Source organism: Sphingobacterium sp. (assembly GCF_032065005.1).
Lineage (GTDB): Bacteria > Bacteroidota > Bacteroidia > Sphingobacteriales > Sphingobacteriaceae > Sphingobacterium.
On the sequence record NZ_DAMBMM010000007.1, the window covers coordinates 245,092 to 261,391 of the forward strand.

Annotated in this window: 16 protein-coding genes; 8 read left to right on the forward strand and 8 right to left on the reverse strand. The window is 41.9% G+C overall.

The window, feature by feature from the left end; all coding sequences use genetic code 11:
- Window positions 1–78 precede the first annotated feature (78 nt).
- On the reverse strand, window positions 79–2,223 hold the full coding sequence (locus RT138_RS13085) for a TonB-dependent receptor domain-containing protein (protein ID WP_313191050.1): 2,145 nt from the start codon (window positions 2,221–2,223) through the stop codon (window positions 79–81).
- A 139-nt stretch (window positions 2,224–2,362) separates the two neighbouring features.
- Between RT138_RS13085 and RT138_RS13090 the strand changes: the two genes are divergently transcribed.
- The 4 genes from RT138_RS13090 to RT138_RS13105 all read left to right on the forward strand — a co-directional run bounded on the left by RT138_RS13090 (window position 2,363) and on the right by RT138_RS13105 (window position 6,610).
- On the forward strand, window positions 2,363–3,427 hold the full coding sequence (locus tag RT138_RS13090) for an aminotransferase class I/II-fold pyridoxal phosphate-dependent enzyme (RefSeq protein WP_313191051.1): 1,065 nt from the start codon (window positions 2,363–2,365) through the stop codon (window positions 3,425–3,427).
- A 199-nt stretch (window positions 3,428–3,626) separates the two neighbouring features.
- Window positions 3,627–3,914 carry an HU family DNA-binding protein gene (locus RT138_RS13095; protein WP_093099732.1) on the forward strand — a complete coding sequence of 96 codons (288 nt, stop codon included), beginning with the start codon at window positions 3,627–3,629 and terminating at the stop codon, window positions 3,912–3,914.
- Between the two features lie 9 nt (window positions 3,915–3,923).
- Entirely contained in the window at window positions 3,924–4,775 is an 852-nt protein-coding gene (locus RT138_RS13100) for a tetratricopeptide repeat protein (protein ID WP_313191052.1), read from the forward strand.
- A 281-nt stretch (window positions 4,776–5,056) separates the two neighbouring features.
- Window positions 5,057–6,610: an Rne/Rng family ribonuclease gene (locus RT138_RS13105; protein WP_185212663.1), complete on the forward strand. Its 1,554-nt coding sequence runs from the start codon at window positions 5,057–5,059 to the stop codon at window positions 6,608–6,610.
- A 37-nt stretch (window positions 6,611–6,647) separates the two neighbouring features.
- Here the strand turns inward: RT138_RS13105 and miaA are convergent, their stop codons facing one another.
- From miaA to RT138_RS13120, 3 genes are read right to left on the reverse strand one after another with little or no spacing between them, the layout of a single operon-like run.
- Window positions 6,648–7,580: a tRNA (adenosine(37)-N6)-dimethylallyltransferase MiaA gene (miaA, locus tag RT138_RS13110; RefSeq protein ID WP_313191053.1), complete on the reverse strand. Its 933-nt coding sequence runs from the start codon at window positions 7,578–7,580 to the stop codon at window positions 6,648–6,650.
- Window positions 7,559–8,731, reverse strand: a complete 1,173-nt coding sequence (locus RT138_RS13115; protein WP_313191054.1) for a Gfo/Idh/MocA family oxidoreductase — start codon at window positions 8,729–8,731, stop codon at window positions 7,559–7,561. The genes miaA and RT138_RS13115 overlap by 22 nt, the downstream gene beginning before the upstream one ends.
- 53 nt (window positions 8,732–8,784) lie before the next feature.
- Window positions 8,785–9,552: a hypothetical protein gene (locus RT138_RS13120; RefSeq protein WP_313191055.1), complete on the reverse strand. Its 768-nt coding sequence runs from the start codon at window positions 9,550–9,552 to the stop codon at window positions 8,785–8,787.
- Window positions 9,553–9,630: 78 nt separating this feature from the next.
- Between RT138_RS13120 and def the strand changes: the two genes are divergently transcribed.
- The gene (def, locus tag RT138_RS13125; RefSeq protein WP_185212659.1) at window positions 9,631–10,218 is read left to right on the forward strand and encodes a peptide deformylase; all 588 of its coding nucleotides are present in this window, start codon (window positions 9,631–9,633) and stop codon (window positions 10,216–10,218) included.
- Between the two features lie 35 nt (window positions 10,219–10,253).
- Here def and RT138_RS13130 read toward each other — a convergent pair whose 3' ends face one another.
- The 4 genes from RT138_RS13130 to RT138_RS13145 form a co-directional block, all read right to left on the reverse strand.
- The gene (locus RT138_RS13130; protein WP_313191056.1) at window positions 10,254–11,243 is read right to left on the reverse strand and encodes an endo alpha-1,4 polygalactosaminidase; all 990 of its coding nucleotides are present in this window, start codon (window positions 11,241–11,243) and stop codon (window positions 10,254–10,256) included.
- 87 nt (window positions 11,244–11,330) lie between these two features.
- The gene (locus RT138_RS13135; RefSeq protein WP_185212657.1) at window positions 11,331–11,939 is read right to left on the reverse strand and encodes a trimeric intracellular cation channel family protein; all 609 of its coding nucleotides are present in this window, start codon (window positions 11,937–11,939) and stop codon (window positions 11,331–11,333) included.
- 117 nt (window positions 11,940–12,056) lie between these two features.
- Complete coding sequence (locus RT138_RS13140) at window positions 12,057–13,838, reverse strand: M56 family metallopeptidase (protein WP_313191057.1); 1,782 nt, start codon at window positions 13,836–13,838, stop codon at window positions 12,057–12,059.
- Window positions 13,839–13,840: 2 nt separating this feature from the next.
- Window positions 13,841–14,203, reverse strand: coding sequence for a BlaI/MecI/CopY family transcriptional regulator (locus tag RT138_RS13145; protein WP_313191058.1), 363 nt, complete (start codon window positions 14,201–14,203; stop codon window positions 13,841–13,843).
- 205 nt (window positions 14,204–14,408) lie between these two features.
- Here RT138_RS13145 and RT138_RS13150 point away from each other — a divergent pair, with 205 nt between their 5' ends.
- The 3 genes from RT138_RS13150 to RT138_RS13160 all read left to right on the forward strand — a co-directional run.
- Entirely contained in the window at window positions 14,409–15,329 is a 921-nt protein-coding gene (locus RT138_RS13150) for an NADP-dependent oxidoreductase (protein WP_313191059.1), read from the forward strand.
- A gap of 51 nt (window positions 15,330–15,380) precedes the next feature.
- Window positions 15,381–15,734: a TfoX/Sxy family protein gene (locus RT138_RS13155; protein ID WP_313191060.1), complete on the forward strand. Its 354-nt coding sequence runs from the start codon at window positions 15,381–15,383 to the stop codon at window positions 15,732–15,734.
- A 348-nt stretch (window positions 15,735–16,082) separates the two neighbouring features.
- Window positions 16,083–16,300 (forward strand): hypothetical protein (locus tag RT138_RS13160; RefSeq protein ID WP_313191061.1); only part of this gene is annotated, 218 nt, incomplete at its 3' end.

Here is a 16,300-nt window from a genome sequence, read left to right on the forward strand (position 1 = left end):
AGTTTATATAAAAATCAGTTTTTTGAAGTCGTGCATAAAATCCAATGGGATGAACTGTTGAATTCACTGGATGAACGGTTATAATTGATCCAATTGGTTGTCTTTTTTGTTCTTGCTAATGGTCCAGAAGAAGCCTACAAATGCAAATCTTTTAGCGGTTGGAATCATGGCACGGCCTTCGAACTGTCCTGAAGCGTTGCGAGAAGGGCCATATTCATAACCATAGATGGGTTTGTTTCCCAAGATATTGGTGACCGAGAAAAAGAGGATTTTCTGCTGGGTCAATAGAAATGACCAACTGAAAGACAGGTCGTTTTGAGCTCTGGTCATCGATTGCATAAATCCGCTAAGGTTGGGATTGTTATATGGTCTTCCTGATATGTAGGTGTTTGTCAGGCCTACCTGGGATCGCCAGCTGGATATCCAGTATTTTCCAACGATGGAGAAGTAATGCTTGGCTAAATAACTCGGCTGCACAGCGTATTCGTAGTTTCTTTCGAGTTTCTTGGGGTCGGTATAGGAGTAAGATATCCAATATTGAAGGTTCGGGATAGTTTTGTTATCCTTCCAGAAAAAGTCGATTCCCTTCACTTTTCCGTAGCCATTGTTGGCAAAGGTTGAGTTGTATTGTGGAATAAAGGTGCTATAGCTAATTAGGTCGTTGTAGTTTTTTAGGAAACCTTCTAGACGCAACATCTGCCCTTTTTGATTGAAGGTGTAGTTAAAAATATAATGTTCTGCAGATTGCCATTTCAGGTCTGTATCGAACTTGAAGATATCTGGATTAGGATCCTGATGATATTTGCCATAGGAAAAAGAGAGCATGTGATTTGTTGTTGGAATATAAGCCAATGCTGCCCTTGGCTCCAGGAAGCGCTGGTTTTTGAAGTTGTCTACATACCTCAAGCCTAGGTCTAAGGTCATTTTCGAAAACAGCCTATATTGTCCTTCTGTGAATACAGCTGCAGTAGACCGATTGAATCCGTAAGAAAAGGGGTTGCCTTCGTTTTGCCGGAACTTTTCATCGACCGCATTGTAAAAATGTTCTGCTCCAAACATGAAATTCCATCGATTCGCATTCTTCTTGAACAAAGCCTTTGCATGGCTCCCTCTTTCCTTTGTTGGTATGTTGAATTCATGGAAATGCAAGTCGCGGTCTAGATAGCTTATCCCTAAGCCTGTTTCCAACTTCCAGTTTGAAGGCAGATAGTACACTAAATTGCCGTTCAGATAATAGTTGTTTGACTTGATCGCAGTTTTGATATCTTGGGAATATTGAACGCTATAATCCGTAAAACTGAAGTCTTCAACGGCAAATGATGCGTAAAGATTAAAAAAATGATGTTTGCCCTTGTTTCTGAAGATGGCCTCTCCAGAAGCCTGCTCATAAGGTTTATGCCAAGTAATGTTCTGGTTGATTAAGCTGTTATATGGCTTGAGATTGGTATAACTGGCATTTAGGCTCAGGGAACTGTTTCCCCATTTCTGCGAATTGCTCAGCCCTAGACCCACTGTAGAGAAGGAAAGTTCAGTTTTGGGCTCTTCAATAACCTGAGAGCTTGTCAGGTTCAATATTCCGGAAAGAGCATTTCCGAACTCCGCACCATAACCTCCTGTGGAGAAGTTGGTCCCTTTGAAAAGGAAAGGGGAGAAGCGGCCACGAACCGGAATGCCATTGGCTGATGCGGTGTATGGCTGGCCGACCAGTATGCCATTGATGTAAGTCTGGGTCTCGCTAGGATCGCCACCCCGAACCATCAATCTTCCGTTTTCTCCTGCAATCTGAGCTCCCGGTAATTTTCCTAGGGCCGCCACAATATTTCCCATGCTCCCCGCCGTCGTTACGATATCCAACGGTGAAAGGACTGCGCCGTTCTGGTTCCCAACGCTCAACTGACCTGCCCTGACCGTCACTGCCTCGATCTGATTGTCCTCTGCAGCCATGTTGACTTCGATAAAAAGACTGTCTATAATCTCAACCTCAAGAGACTTGCCTATGTAACCAACCGAACTGAATTGCAAAACTTGTTTTCCTGTTGTTTCAGTCTTGAAATAAAATCCACCAAGGGAATCTGTTGATGCTCCGTCATAACTGCCGGCTATAAAAACATTTACATTAGAAATAGGCTTTCTTTTAGTGCTAATCACTTTTCCGCTAATGATTTGTGCCTTTGAACTCGTGGAAATGAGGATGATCAGGACTAGGGCTATAAATGGTTTCATGAGCAGTTTTTATTTCAATTTTAGGCCTATTTCAACAAAAGGAAAACATTAAATAGCTGAACGGTTGGAAATAAAGGATGAATCGTAAAAATGGGAGTTTGAAAGGTTTTTGTACATTTGCTTTCTGATAACATTTGCCATGACCTCCTTTAGAAATCTTCATCAAACTACAGGAAGAATTATTAGCCTAGACGGTACGGATTACCACTTTTTTGGTGGCACGGCCTATCTTGGATTGCTTGATAATCCAGAATACATCGAACTTTACAAAAAAGGGATCGACCTGCTTGGGCTCAATAACGGAACCTCCAGGACCAACAATGTCCAGCTTGGGATCTATCAGGAAGCTGAGTCCCATTTGGCAGATCGTTTTGGCTTTGAAGCGGCAGCTTTGCTGTCTAGTGGTTACCTTGCAGGGCAGGTAGCGGTTCGTGCCCTCTCCAAAGGCAAGACCGTTCTATACGCGCCAGGAAGCCACCCCGCACTATGGCTGGATGAAACTCCTATTGTGGAGGGAAGTTTTGACCAATGGGCAAGGGCCACGGTTGAATTTATTAATGATGCCGAGCATGATGATGTCCTGGTGATTTCCAATTGTATTGATAATCTAACCCCTTTACATTTTGATTTTTCTATCTTCAGGGAAATAAAGCCAGAAAAAAAGGTTCTTTTGGTCTTGGATGACTCCCATGGAATTGGCGTATTGAATAAAAATCAGGTCTCAGCTGGTCTATCAGCTTTGAAATTCGACAATATCGAAATCGTTGTTTTAGCGTCATTGGCAAAAGGTCTTGGAACTGATGCCGGAGTTGTTTTTGGAAACAAGGGCACTGTAGAAAAGATCAAGAAACATCCTATTTTCAATGGAGCTTCGCCGACAGCACCGGCAGCACTCTATGCGCTGGTTCATGGGCAAGATATTTATGAAAAAGCATTTGAAAGGATGCAATCCAATACGAGTTTGTTGGCATCGATTACACGAGAAACTTCACTGAACCATATAGAGAAATTTCCGGTTTTCAGCTCGACCCAGCCGTTACTTTACAAACATTTGTTGCAAAAAAACATTGTGATATCAAGTTTTCCATATCCATTAGCGACAAGTCCACTGTTAAATCGGGTTGTTGTATCTGCTTTACACTCAGAAGCTGACATTCGTCATTTAGGAGAAATATTGTGTTCAGAAAGTTCATTAATACTTTGATAGTCAATAAAATAATTGTAGCTTTGCAAGCCTTTTGAAATGTAAAATTGGGGAGTGTTGTACTAAATCATTGAATGATAGTGGTTTGGATTTTAAAAAATCACAAAAATATTTCCATTACTCATTTTAAAAAGATACTTTTGCATCCCCAAATGGGCTGATAGGCTTAGGGTATAGATTAATTAGAGTAAAAATAGATATGACTAAAGCAGAAATTATTGCAGAGATCTCTAACAAGACTGGTTTAGAGAAGGTTGATGTACAAGAAACCGTTGAAGCATTCTTCAAAGTAGTTAAAAGCGCTATGATTGGCGGTGAGAATGTGTACGTAAGAGGTTTTGGAAGTTTTGTAGTAAAAAAGAGAGCTGAAAAGACAGCACGTAACATTTCTAAAAACACAGCTATTATCATTCCTGAGCACTACGTGCCTAGCTTCAAACCTGCAAAAGTATTTGTAGAGAAAGTTAAGAACGGAAATAAGAAATAATTCATTTTCATGAAAAACACCAAGCAAATCCAGATCATCGTTGTAGCAGCAGTAGTCCTTGTTATAGGATTCCTATTGTTTAAACCTGTGAAGGGCTTGGTAGATGAAGAAGAAAAAAATGCAGCAGCTACAACTTCTCAAGCTGCAGCTGCTGCATCTCAGTTTAATCTGAGTTCTGTATCTGAAGCGGCTAAGCGTGGATTGAACCCAGCTATTGTCAATGAAATCACAGATCTAGAGGCAAAAGCCAATAAAGCAGAAGGTTCCGAACGCGTGCAACTTTATCAACAACTTGCTGATAAATGGAACGATGTGGAAAAACCTGCTCCTCAAGCTTATATCTATGAGGAAATGGCTAAGATTGACCCTAAATTTGAGTTCTACTTGAAATCTGGAGACAATTTCCGTAAAGGATATACCAATCTTCAAGATACCGTCCTAGCAAGTGCCTTAAACCAGAAAGCTATTGAAGTTTATCAAAAAGCTGTAGATTTAAACGGCTCGAGCTTAGATGCAAAAACCGGATTAGGGGCAGCAATGGTTACTGGAACCAACAACCCGATGGCTGGTATTGCTATCTTGAGAGAAGTTGTTCAAGCTGATCCAAAAAACCTGGAGGCTAACAAAACCTTAGGTTTGTTCTCATTACAGTCTCGTCAATTCGACCGAGCAATCGATCGTTTCAAAATTGTAATTGAACAAAAACCTGATGCCGAAGCATATTTTTATTTGGCAACAGGCTATGAAAATATAGGGATGAAGAACGAAGCTATTGCTGCTTTCCAAAAGAGCAAAGAACTGGCTGCCGATCCTAGTCTCTCCCAGTTCATCGATCGCAGGATTGAAGAACTAAGTAAGTAATTAACAATTTTTTTTAAAATCATTTAAAAACATTAAAGCTATGCCAAGCGGAAAAAAAAGAAAAAGACACAAAATGGCTACTCACAAACGTAAAAAACGTTTAAGAAAAAATAGACACAAGAAAAAATAGTTATAGGGCATTAGCCTTATAAATCATGTGATACAATCTATGATCGATTATCCATCATCATAGATTGTTTTTTTTCATTAAACGGTTTTATGTTTAACCGGACAACATTCGTTGTGGAGCGAGTCCACAACTGTCCTTAATTAAGTAGCTGTTGGTAAAGGAATTAATTATCGATTCAGTCCCCGATAAGGGGGTGACTATTGCTTTACTACAGGACAAACAACTAGTTGAACTAAACAGGGAACAAGCTGGCAATCATTATGCCGTGGGTGATATTTACTTAGGGAGAGTAAAGAAAATCATGCCCGGACTGAACGCCGCATTCGTAGATGTAGGCTACGAAAAAGACGCTTTCCTGCATTACCTCGACTTAGGGCCTCAAGTACAATCCTTGATCAAATTAACAAGGGTAGTAAAGAATGGCAGTTATCAAGAGAAACTGCTCAATAGTTTGAAGCTTGAAAAGGACATTGACAAGGCTGGAAAAATATCTGATGTTTTAAGCCGTAACATGTTATTGCCAGTACAGATAGCGAAAGAACCTATCTCGACTAAAGGACCAAGGTTAAGTTCCGACTTATCCATCGCTGGTCGATTCGTCGTCCTGGTACCATTTTCAAGTTCGGTTTCCATTTCCAAAAAGATCAAAGGCAGTGCCGAGAGAAATAGACTCAAGAAGATTGTAGAGAGCATTAAACCTGCAAATTTCGGCGTCATTATCCGTACGGTATCGGAAGGTAAGGGAGTTGATGAACTCCAAAAAGACCTTCTTGACCTGATCTCCAAATGGGAATTGTTTACCAAACGCCTTAAAACAGCTGAACCCCCTCAGAAAGTACTGGGTGAGTTGGACAGAGCGTCCACCATCCTGCGTGATATCCTCACCGATGAATTTACTCATATCTATGTTAATGATAATGAAATCTACGAGGAAGTAAAATCATATATTCAAGAGATCTCTCCGGATCTGGAAAAGATAGTCAAATTCTATAAAGGAAAAGAGCCTATTTTCGACCATTTTGGAGTAGAAAAGCAAATTAAGGCGTCGTTCGGCAAAACTGTAAACCTGCAAGGTGGTGCCTACCTGGTGATTGAACACACCGAAGCACTCCACGTCATCGACGTCAATAGCGGAAACAGGATTGCCAACAAAGAAAATCAAGAAGATAACGCGCTCCTTGTAAACAAGGAAGCAGCAAAAGAAATTGCCCGTCAGCTTAGGCTGAGGGATATGGGCGGCATCGTGGTCATCGATTTTATCGATATGCACAAAGCCTCCAACCGGAAAGAACTGTATGGTTTCTTGAAGGAATGTATGGCCAGCGACAGAGCACGTCATACCATTCTCCCTCCTAGTAAATTCGGATTAGTCCAGATCACTAGGCAAAGAGTCAGACCTGAAATGAGCATTGTGACCAATGAAAAGTGTCCTGCTTGTGACGGAACCGGCGAAATTAGATCCAGTATCGTTTTATTGGATGATATTGAAAACAATTTGAGTTTTATTCTTCAGGAACAGAACGAAGTAGGGGTTACCCTTTGTGTACACCCTTATATCGCTGCCTACATCAAATCTGGTTTTATCTCCAGAAGAATGAAATGGTTTCTAAAATATTGGAAATGGATTAAAGTGAAGGAAATGAGTTCATATCATTTGACCGAATTCCACTTCTTTAACTCCAAAGACGAAGAAATAAAATTGTAAAAAAAGCTGGTTGCATTACGCAACCAGCTTTTTTACTTTATAGCAGGTTGATCCAATGGATCTTCAGTCCATCTTTCTCCATTTTTCTAAAATAGGTCATCTGCCGCTTCGCAAACCGATGGATCTCTGTCCTTAGCTTTTCCTTGAAATCCTTCATGGTCAATTCACCCTGTAAATGCAAAGAAGCATATTTATACTCCAGTCCAAACCATTGCAATTGTTCATGGCTGATCCCTTGGGCCAATAGACCTTCAACTTCCGCCAACAAACCTTCCTCCATCCTGGTTTCCAGGCGTTGGTCTATCCTTGCTCTCCTTGTTTCCCGATCGGGCGAAAGCCCTAGGATCAAAAAATCCTTAACGGTATTAGCTTCCATTTCCGGCTTGGGATGGTCTTTCAGGTAGATCAATATTTCCAGTGCCCTGACCAATCTCTTATGGCTGTTCCAGTCTATATTGAAATCTTTAGGAATGCTATATTCCTTTATCCTCGCGACGAGGGTCTCTTTTGGCAATAAGGACAACTCCGTTTGCAGGTCTTTATCCTTTGGGATCTGACTATAGGGTTGCTCTTGCAATAAACTCTGTATATAAGAACCGGTTCCACCACAAAGGATAGGGAGTTTTCCCCGATCTCGGATTTCTAGCCATGCTTGTTGAAAGGCCTCCCTGAACAAATCCACATTATAATGCTCATGTGGATCCACAATATCGATAAGATGGTAGCGGATATCTTGGTATTCGATCAGGTCCTTTCCCGTACCGATGTCCAATTGCCTGTAAACTTGCCTGGAATCGGCAGAGATGATCTCTCCGTTCATGGCCTGGGCTAGTTGTACGGCCAGCTTGGTTTTTCCGGATGCCGTTGGCCCTAAAATGATCAAAAGAAAATCAGGCGAAAGAAACTCTTCCGCCTGATGTATAGATTCAATAAGTTCTTGAATATGGGTTATATCACGAACTTGGTCCATTTTTCCTTACTTGTGTTGCTAGCTACAACGGTATCAATAAATGCCATACCGCGAACTCCATCGTTTACATTTGGGAAATCCAATTGCTCCGGAGTAGGGGTTTTGCCGTCTTTTTTAGCAGCTACAGTTGCTGCAAAATTACGGTAGATATTGGCAAACGATTCCAATAATCCCTCAGGGTGACCCGCTGGAATTCTAGTGTTATGAGTTGCAAAAGAACTCAAGGTATATGGTGCTGCATATGCGTTTCCAGTACGGTAATACTGTCTCGGCTGATCCAACATTTTTACGATCAGGTTGTTAGGGTCTTCATTTGCCCATTCAAAACCACCTTTTTCGCCATAGATACGCATTCTAACGGCATTTTCCTCTCCAGCGCAGATCTGCGAAGCGGTCAACACGCCTTTAGCACCTTCGGTGAAGTGCAACAATACCGAACCGTCATCGTCCAATTGGCGGCCTTCGACAAATGATGTCAAATCAGCACAAACCTCCGTGATCCTAAGTCCGGTTACATATTCAGCCAAGTGAGCTACGTGTGTACCGATATCACCCATGGCCAAAGATTTTCCAGAACGTTTCGGGTCTGTACGCCATGCTGCGCCAGCATTTCCTTCGCGCTCCGTCAAACGGCTTAACCAGCCTTGAGGATATTCAACCAATACTTTGCGGATCTTGCCAAAATGACCATCTTTAACCATAGCCTTAGCCTGTTTTACCATTGGGTAACCAGAATAAGTATGCGTCAAACATAGTGTGCGGCCTGTACGTTCCACAATCGCCTGCAATTCCAATGCTTCTTCTAGGTTCAAGGTCATAGGTTTTTCAACCACAACATCAAAACCATTTTCCAAAGCAAGCTTTGCTGGTTCAAAGTGCAAGAAGTTCGGTGTTACGATCGTCACGAAGTCCATGCGCTCTCCTTCTGGAAGCTGTGATTCCTTCTCGATCATTTCTTGGTACGTCAAATAGACTCTTTCTTCAGGAACAAATAAGTCCTCGCCCGATTGTAAAGAAATCTCTCTATTTATACTGAATGTACCACATACTAATTCTATTTTGCCATCCATAAAGGCAGCAATTCGGTGTACAGCTCCTATAAAGGCATCGTTTCCACCACCGACCATGCCCATGCGAAGTTTTCGTTTCATAAGGAATAAATTTCGATTGATTAAGCAATAAATATAATAAAATAAAGCTGTTTTTAAACAGCCAATACTAATTTAATGCTTCCTGAATTCTGGGATAGATAACCATTTGGATGGTTCTCAGCCATTTCCAACAACTGCTCCTCACTTTCTATCAGATGTTGCTGCTGCTCGGCAATCCAAAAACTCGCACCTTCTCGGGATCCCATTTCCTGAAAGCCAATGGTCTTGAGCGATGAGTCCTGGGACCAATCCTTATCCACATAGGTCATGATATCGCCAGGATGGAAATCCTTGATAAAGGCTTGGATCAATTTGGAAAGCCCCCCGATAATGAGCAGTTCAGATTTATGGCAAAAACGTAACAGCTCAAACGAACGGTAATCCTCTGGTTTGTCCTTCATCCGGCGTCCGCCGCTAAAAACCGCTATGGAAACCAACTCACCTTCATAGAAAAGACCGTATCTATATTTGCCGGGCAATGGCACCTGCAAATGATGCTCCTCTAGGAAGGACATACTTTGGTTTTTGTCCAACCGCGCCACAACGGTCGACCTTGCATGTAGTTTTTTGGCCTTTCCGGCCAGTACTTTCAGTCTGTTCTGTATTTTGGAATCCTCCTGCTCCAGTTGACCTAAAGAAATCAGGATATACTTCCTCATAGAAGTGCTCGGTATTTCCATAAACCTTTTGTAGACATAAATGTCAAAGGATAGGGAAGGGCAGATGAGTTTCGAATAATGTTCCAGCTCTTCCTGATGTGCATCAGGATCTAACTCCTGTTGGATATAGCTTAGTAGCTTGCTGGTAGCTGGATTTTCCATCTTGCAAAAATAAGGCAAATCATTCAATATGCTAGCTGTGCTAAATTATTAATACCTTTGTACCGTAAACAATAACAGATGAAATTACCAATAGTAGCATATGGAGATCCGGTTTTGCGTCAGAGAACGGAAGAGATCGATGAGGATTATCCAGAATTAAAACAATTGATAGATAATATGTTTGAGACCATGTATGCAGCAAATGGTGTAGGCCTTGCTGCTCCGCAAATTGGTTTGCCAATCCGATTGTTTGTCATTGATGCCACTCCTTTTGGCGAAGATGATGAAGACGGACCGGGTGACCCAACGGCAAAGGATTTTAAACGTGTTTTCATCAACCCTATCCTAGTGGAAGAAAGTGGTGAGAAATGGCCATTCTCTGAAGGATGTTTAAGTATTCCGCATATCAATGAGGAAGTATTGAGAAAGAAAGACGTTGTCATCAATTATTTAGATGAAAACTTTGAAGAACAGGAAGAGGAGTTGACTGGTTTGGCTGCCCGCGTTGTTCAACATGAATATGATCATATCGAAGGAAAACTGTTTATCGACAAACTGGGGCCTTTGAAAAAAGCCATGTTAAAGGGTAAATTAGATTCCATTTCTAAAGGACAGATAAGAGTTTCTTACAAAATGTCATTTCCGCAAATGAAAAAGAAAAGATAAAAGAAAAGCCAGATCCACATCTGGCTTTTCTTAGTCTATTGTAAGTCCTCAAAATATTGAAAGGCATCGATGATATCCAGGTATGCCCCATCAAATCCAGCATCCAATATATTTTTCAAATAGCTCTTATCATTTCCATAGATGATGGACTGCCATTCCCTATCCCAATATTTCACCTTAAAATTCCCCTTCCAGTCCGGGTTTTCTGCAAGTATCCAACTTGGCCGGTTATTTTGCCAAGAGGCATCCCAATAGGGTCGGTAATCCTCTGCTTCCCCAATGGACATATAGGAGATCAATAAGCGACTCCCGCCGTTTGCCTTTTTCCTGAGCTGTGCAATTTCCTGATTATTGAATTTCTGTCCATCCGTAAAGTATAGATCCATGATCAGTACGTCATAGTTGGTCGCCGTTACGGCCTGAATAAAAGCTTGCTTGGAAGCAAAACCATTCGGATTGATGAGATAGAGGAAGTTTTTGGCTTCTGAAAGTTTTTGGATGTGCTGTTTGTTCTCCCCATGAACAGCGACTTTTGGGATAATATTTAATTCCCGTTCTGTTGCCGCAAAGGAAATAAAACCATTTTCTTGGTTCCAAGAATAGGAATTGCTGATGTTTTTTGCTGTAGAGCAATAATCGCTGACCAAAATGTTATTGCCAGCTTGTTTAGAAATATTTAAATATTTGATCAGCCTATTGGTTTCCGCCGGATCCGTTGCCCGGTCATCTTGGTCATAACCAAAGAACAGGTCTTCTTGTCCATTGCCGTCAATCGCCGCAAGGTAATCATTGGCCGGAGGTCCAGTAGGTTCTCCGCTTTGGGAGACCAATTCAATGCCATTCTGTGGTATGATCAGAAATTCATGCCTCGATTGTTTCGCATATTTACTGAGCCCCATCACAAAATTTCGCATCTCCTGTCTAAAATCTTGACCAGGTTCCGGTGTAAAGCCTTCGTCTTTCGTGCAAGCCGCCAATAGGCCTAACCCCAAAAGGATAACAAGCAATGGTTTCTTTATGCCCATGAATGATTATTTATTCGGTATTTGAATTAAACGGAATAAATAATGATTTAATATAGATGAACTAAAAATATAGCTTTTCTTAACAAATTAATTTATGGGCCGAACCGTTGGTAAGGATAGATTGTAACGAACCGAAAGGAAACGGATGCCGAACACGACCGTTGCACTGATAAAGGCGTTCAAATTTTGGTGTAGCGGGACAAAGGTCAGCAGCACATAGGTAATGGCGCCCGCCAAACAGGCCGAGGCATATATCTCCTTTCTCAATATCAGCGGGGTGACATTCATCAATACGTCACGGATCACGCCGCCCATACAGGCTGAAAACATCCCCAGCATCACCGCTGCCATCGCACTGCTCTCATAGGCCAAGGATTTTTCAACCCCTACCACCGTAAAGAAACCGATCCCTAAAGCGTCAAATAGGAACAAAGTGCGGGCAAAACTGTCCAGATGTTTGTTGAACAGAATGGAAATAAAGACCCCAACAAAGATGGCAATGAGATAATTTCCATCTTCTACCCAGACTGGCCGGATATTCAGGAAGACGTCGCGCAACGAACCGCCCCCAATTGCTGTAACAAAGCCCATAAAGGTGGCACCAAAAATATCGATCCCGTATCGGTTTGCGGCCATTGCACCTGAAATGGCAAATACCATGGTCCCCAATAAATCAATGTAATAAATCAATTCCATTCCATTCCGTTTACATCCGTCTGCAATAATACATAAAATATGAAATTCTCTAAATTAAATAAAAAAAGGCCTCGAGCGAGGCCAATTAAACTAAACAACGAAACAATGATTTCTATATTAAATTTTGGAAAGTCCTTTTTTAGCTTTCAACTCCTCTAGTTCTTTCTGGTATTTTTTGTTGATCTCTTTGTATTCTTCCGAATCCTGCAGCTCTTTCCACTGTTTGGTTTTTTCTTTCCATTCAGGGCTGTTGAAATACTCTTGGATCTTCTTGCCGTCCTCCTGTAGTTTTTGCATCTGTCCTTTCCATTCAGCTGAATTGAAATGCTCTTTCAACTTGGCGGATTCCTTTTCTATGTTGGCCATCTGTCTTTTCCAATCCTCACTTTCAAAGTATTTTGAAACATTGGCAGACTCTTTTTGAATGTTTTCCATCTGTTTTTTCCACTCCGGAGAATTGAAATATTCGTTCACCTTGCTGGATTCCTTTTCGATATTGGCCATCTGTCTCTTCCATTCTGGAGAATTGAAATGTTCCTTTACCTTGGCAGACTCCTTTTCAATTTTCGCCATCTGCTGTTTCCACTCCGGGCTTTCAAAGTAGGCACTTACCTTTTTACTCTGCTCTTCTATATTTTTAACCTGGGCTTTCCATTCCGGTGAACTGTAATATTCTTGGATCTTTTTGCCCTGCTCCTGGACAGACCTGATGGTATTGCGGACATCTACAGGCAGTTCATTGGTATCCCGGATCACGTTCCCTTGATAGACCAGCTCCGATTTTGCCTTGGCTGGTACAACAGGTTTCTGTGCCGGTTGTGGGCTTAGCGGTTTTACCGTATCGATGATCACATCTGTCGAATGATCGGTCCAGTTCCAATCAACTTTTACTTCCTCAGCCTTTGCCTCATTCGTTGGGATAATCAACGCCAAGGTTAGTATAGCTAAACCGCTAAGCAATACAGCCAATAATTGCGGTCTTACGTTTTTATAATTCGTTTCCATTTTGGTGATTCTTTTAATTCGGTTCAATAAGTGATTTTTGTTCCCGGTAGCCGCCAAGGTTAAACTTGGATTCATGCTCATGCGCAGCTCCTCCAATTCAACCAATGCCTGGGCATAGGAAATAGGGGTGGATACATGTTCTACGACCATGTCATCACATGCATGTTCCCTTTCTCTTTCCAGTACTTTGGATAGGGCCCAGATAAATGGGTTGAAGAACATGACCGTTTCAATACCTACCTTCAACAGGTTGAACAGATAATCCTGACGTTTTACATGGGCCAGTTCGTGCAATAGGATAGCTTCCACCTGTGCCAGATCCATTTTATTGGCATAAGCAATTGGGAAAAGGATAAACGGTCTCAGATGACCCAAGGTTATCGGTACGCTGATCTTATTGGAAAGATAGATCCCTACGGATTGTCTGATATCAAGTTTCTTTTTTGCTTGGTAATATAGGTTGGTCCAAGATTCCGGAATGGAGTCCAGTCCTTTATATTTTAACCTCTTCAATTGGATCAGGCTATTGGTGAGCAAGATTAATTGAACAATGAATCCAAAAATGTATCCAGCCACGACATATGGTAAAAGACTTTCTAATCTAAAGCCATCCTGTTGTATATTGGCCATGATGTTTTTCAGGTCTTCAGGATTTAAGGTCCTTAAGTCGATGAATTGACTGCTGTTTTGGAAGAAGTAGATAAAAGTCGCAATAAAGCTGATAAATATAGATACTTGGGTGCCTAATGCAGCGTTATGTTTCGCTTTGGCACTGATGTTTGATTTTGAAAGTGTATATATACTATATATAATATACCAAATTGCAGCTTGCCATATAGAATGCAGAATGCTCCAGCCTAAAGCATTGCCTATATTGAGTGTTAGATTTTCCATGGCTAGTTTTGTTCAAGTTTCTTTAAAAATGCTTTGATTTCGTCAAGCTCTGCTTTGCTGGCCCTTTCATTTCCCAGTGCCTGCATGACAAGTCTCGCGGTCGATCCATTGTAAACCGAATCGATCATCCTGTCCAACATCTTTTCCTGGATTTCCTCCTTCACCAATTTTGCTTTGTATAGATGGGTCTTTGAACTGGTGTCTCGAGTCACCATGCCTTTGTCGTGCATGATCTGCATCAATTTCAGGATCGTTGTATAGCCCACATCTTTTTTGTCCAAGGTTTCAAATACGTCCCTTACACTGCTTTGCCCCTTGTTCCAAAGGACTTGCAATATTTCCATTTCGCTTTCTGTTGGTTTCATACGATGATTGTTAGTATCTACGAATGTTTTCGTATTCAAATGTACGAAGCGTTTCGTATAATCCAAATATTTTAAGAAATATTTAACATTTAAATATCATAATGCGTTGATAATTAGTGTTTAAAATTCGTTTTCAACTGTTTTTATGAATCAAAAATGTTAAATTGAAAACAATATTCGACATCCTTTTATCTTATTTAATGATATGAAAGCTATAGTATATAATGAATTCGGAAGCTTATCCAAAGGGGAGTACAGCGATGTAGCTGCTCCAGAATTAAAATCGGGCACCCTGAAAATTAAAGTAAGCTTTGCTGGGATAATTCCTTTCGACCTCAAGGTCCTTGACAAAACCATTCCCATGCCGCAGCTAAAATTTCCCTTTATCCCCGGCGCGGAGTTCGCTGGCGAGGTTGTGGAACTGGCCGATGACCTCAAAGGATGGGAGAAGGGCGACTTGGTCTGCGGTAACCCGAAGAAATATGGTGGAGCATTTGCCGAGGAGTTTGTGGTCAAGGCCGATGAGATCTGCAAAGTGCCTGCTGGAATGTCGATGACCTTGGCAGCAGCCTGTCCCGTTTCTGCTCTCGCCGCTTGGCATGGATTGTTCGATGCCGGCAAATTAGTTGCGGATCAAAAAGTGCTGATCGTAGGAGCATCTGGAAATGTCGGTTCCTTCGCCGTACAGTTTGCCAAACAGAAAAAAGCCACTGTCTATGCCGTCGGCTCTTCACGGTATAAGTTTGATGTACTCGACCTGGGCGCCGATCATTACCTGGATTATAAGGATGAAGGCTACCTTAATGACCTCCCTGCCTTTGATCTGATCCTTGATATGGTTGGTGGGAAAGATCAGGAGAAATTGATTCCCTTATTAAAGAAAGATGCAACGATTGTCAGTCTAGTTCAGGAACCAAATGCCGATTTGGTTAAGGAATATCAGGTCCATGCGCACATGCTGAATTCAGGACCCAACCCAAAGGAACTTGAAAACATCCTGGAAGAGGTCAGTAAAGGTATTCTCAAGGTAAAGGGTATAGATGAATATCCCCTTCAAGCTGCCATACAGGCTTTCGAGAAAATGAATGATAATAAAAGTAATTCTAAATACCTGCTGAAATGTTAAGGACGGATGAATTGGTTTTTAGCATGAGAACTTTACCCTTATATAATATATATGGCATACGATGAAAGATTAGCTGACTCGGTCCGGGCATATCTCGCTGAACATACCTCACTAGAAGTTGAAGAGAAGGCGATGTTTGGTGGAATTGCTTTTTTAGTCGATGGCAAAATGTGCATCATTGTAGGTGATGACCAATTGATGTGCCGTTTCGACCCCCAAAAAACAGAAGAGTATAACAACAGGCGTGGCGTGCAGCCGATGGTCATGCGCGGTAAGCTGCTCGATGGTTATTGTTATGTTGATCCAGAAGGCTATAAAAACAAAGAAGATTTTGAGTTCTGGATAAATACCTGCCTAGATTATAATCCCCTGGCCAAAGTCTCGAAAAAGAGGAAGGCCAAATAAACCTTTAAGCGGTACCTATATCTTGATCTGATTTTGAGGTGTTTTTTTGGAGGTCTCCTTCGGGACTCGTTCGGGGCATGTTCGGGAATGGTCCGGAAAAAGGAGGGAAACGGGCCGGAGCGTACCCGAGGACGCATAGGGGGTTTGGTCGCTTGCGTTGCGAATTTTCGGAATGTGGGTCGAATGAGGTCAGGTGGAAAGGGAAGATGGGGTCTTGAACCAAAATTCCCATCCACGGTAGGGGCGAATTGAATTCGCCCGCCCCATTTATTTGAACCAGGATTCCCTTCGGCTTCGCTTACCCTTCGGATGGGAGGATTTTTGAACCAGGATTAAGGGGATGGGAGGATGGGCCAAGATCTGGGACTGAACCAGGATGGAAAGGATGGGAGGATGGACCAGGACCATGTAAAGGTCCGGAAACCCTCCCGGTTGCCCTCTTTTGCCCCTTTTTCACCGTCCCTTGGAAAAATTATCTGGCAATGCTACAGCGAGTTAGCTGGCGGTGCTGAAAATACTTTTGCCTCCCCCTTGGAAGTGAAGGTATTTTGTCCCTATCTTTGCAC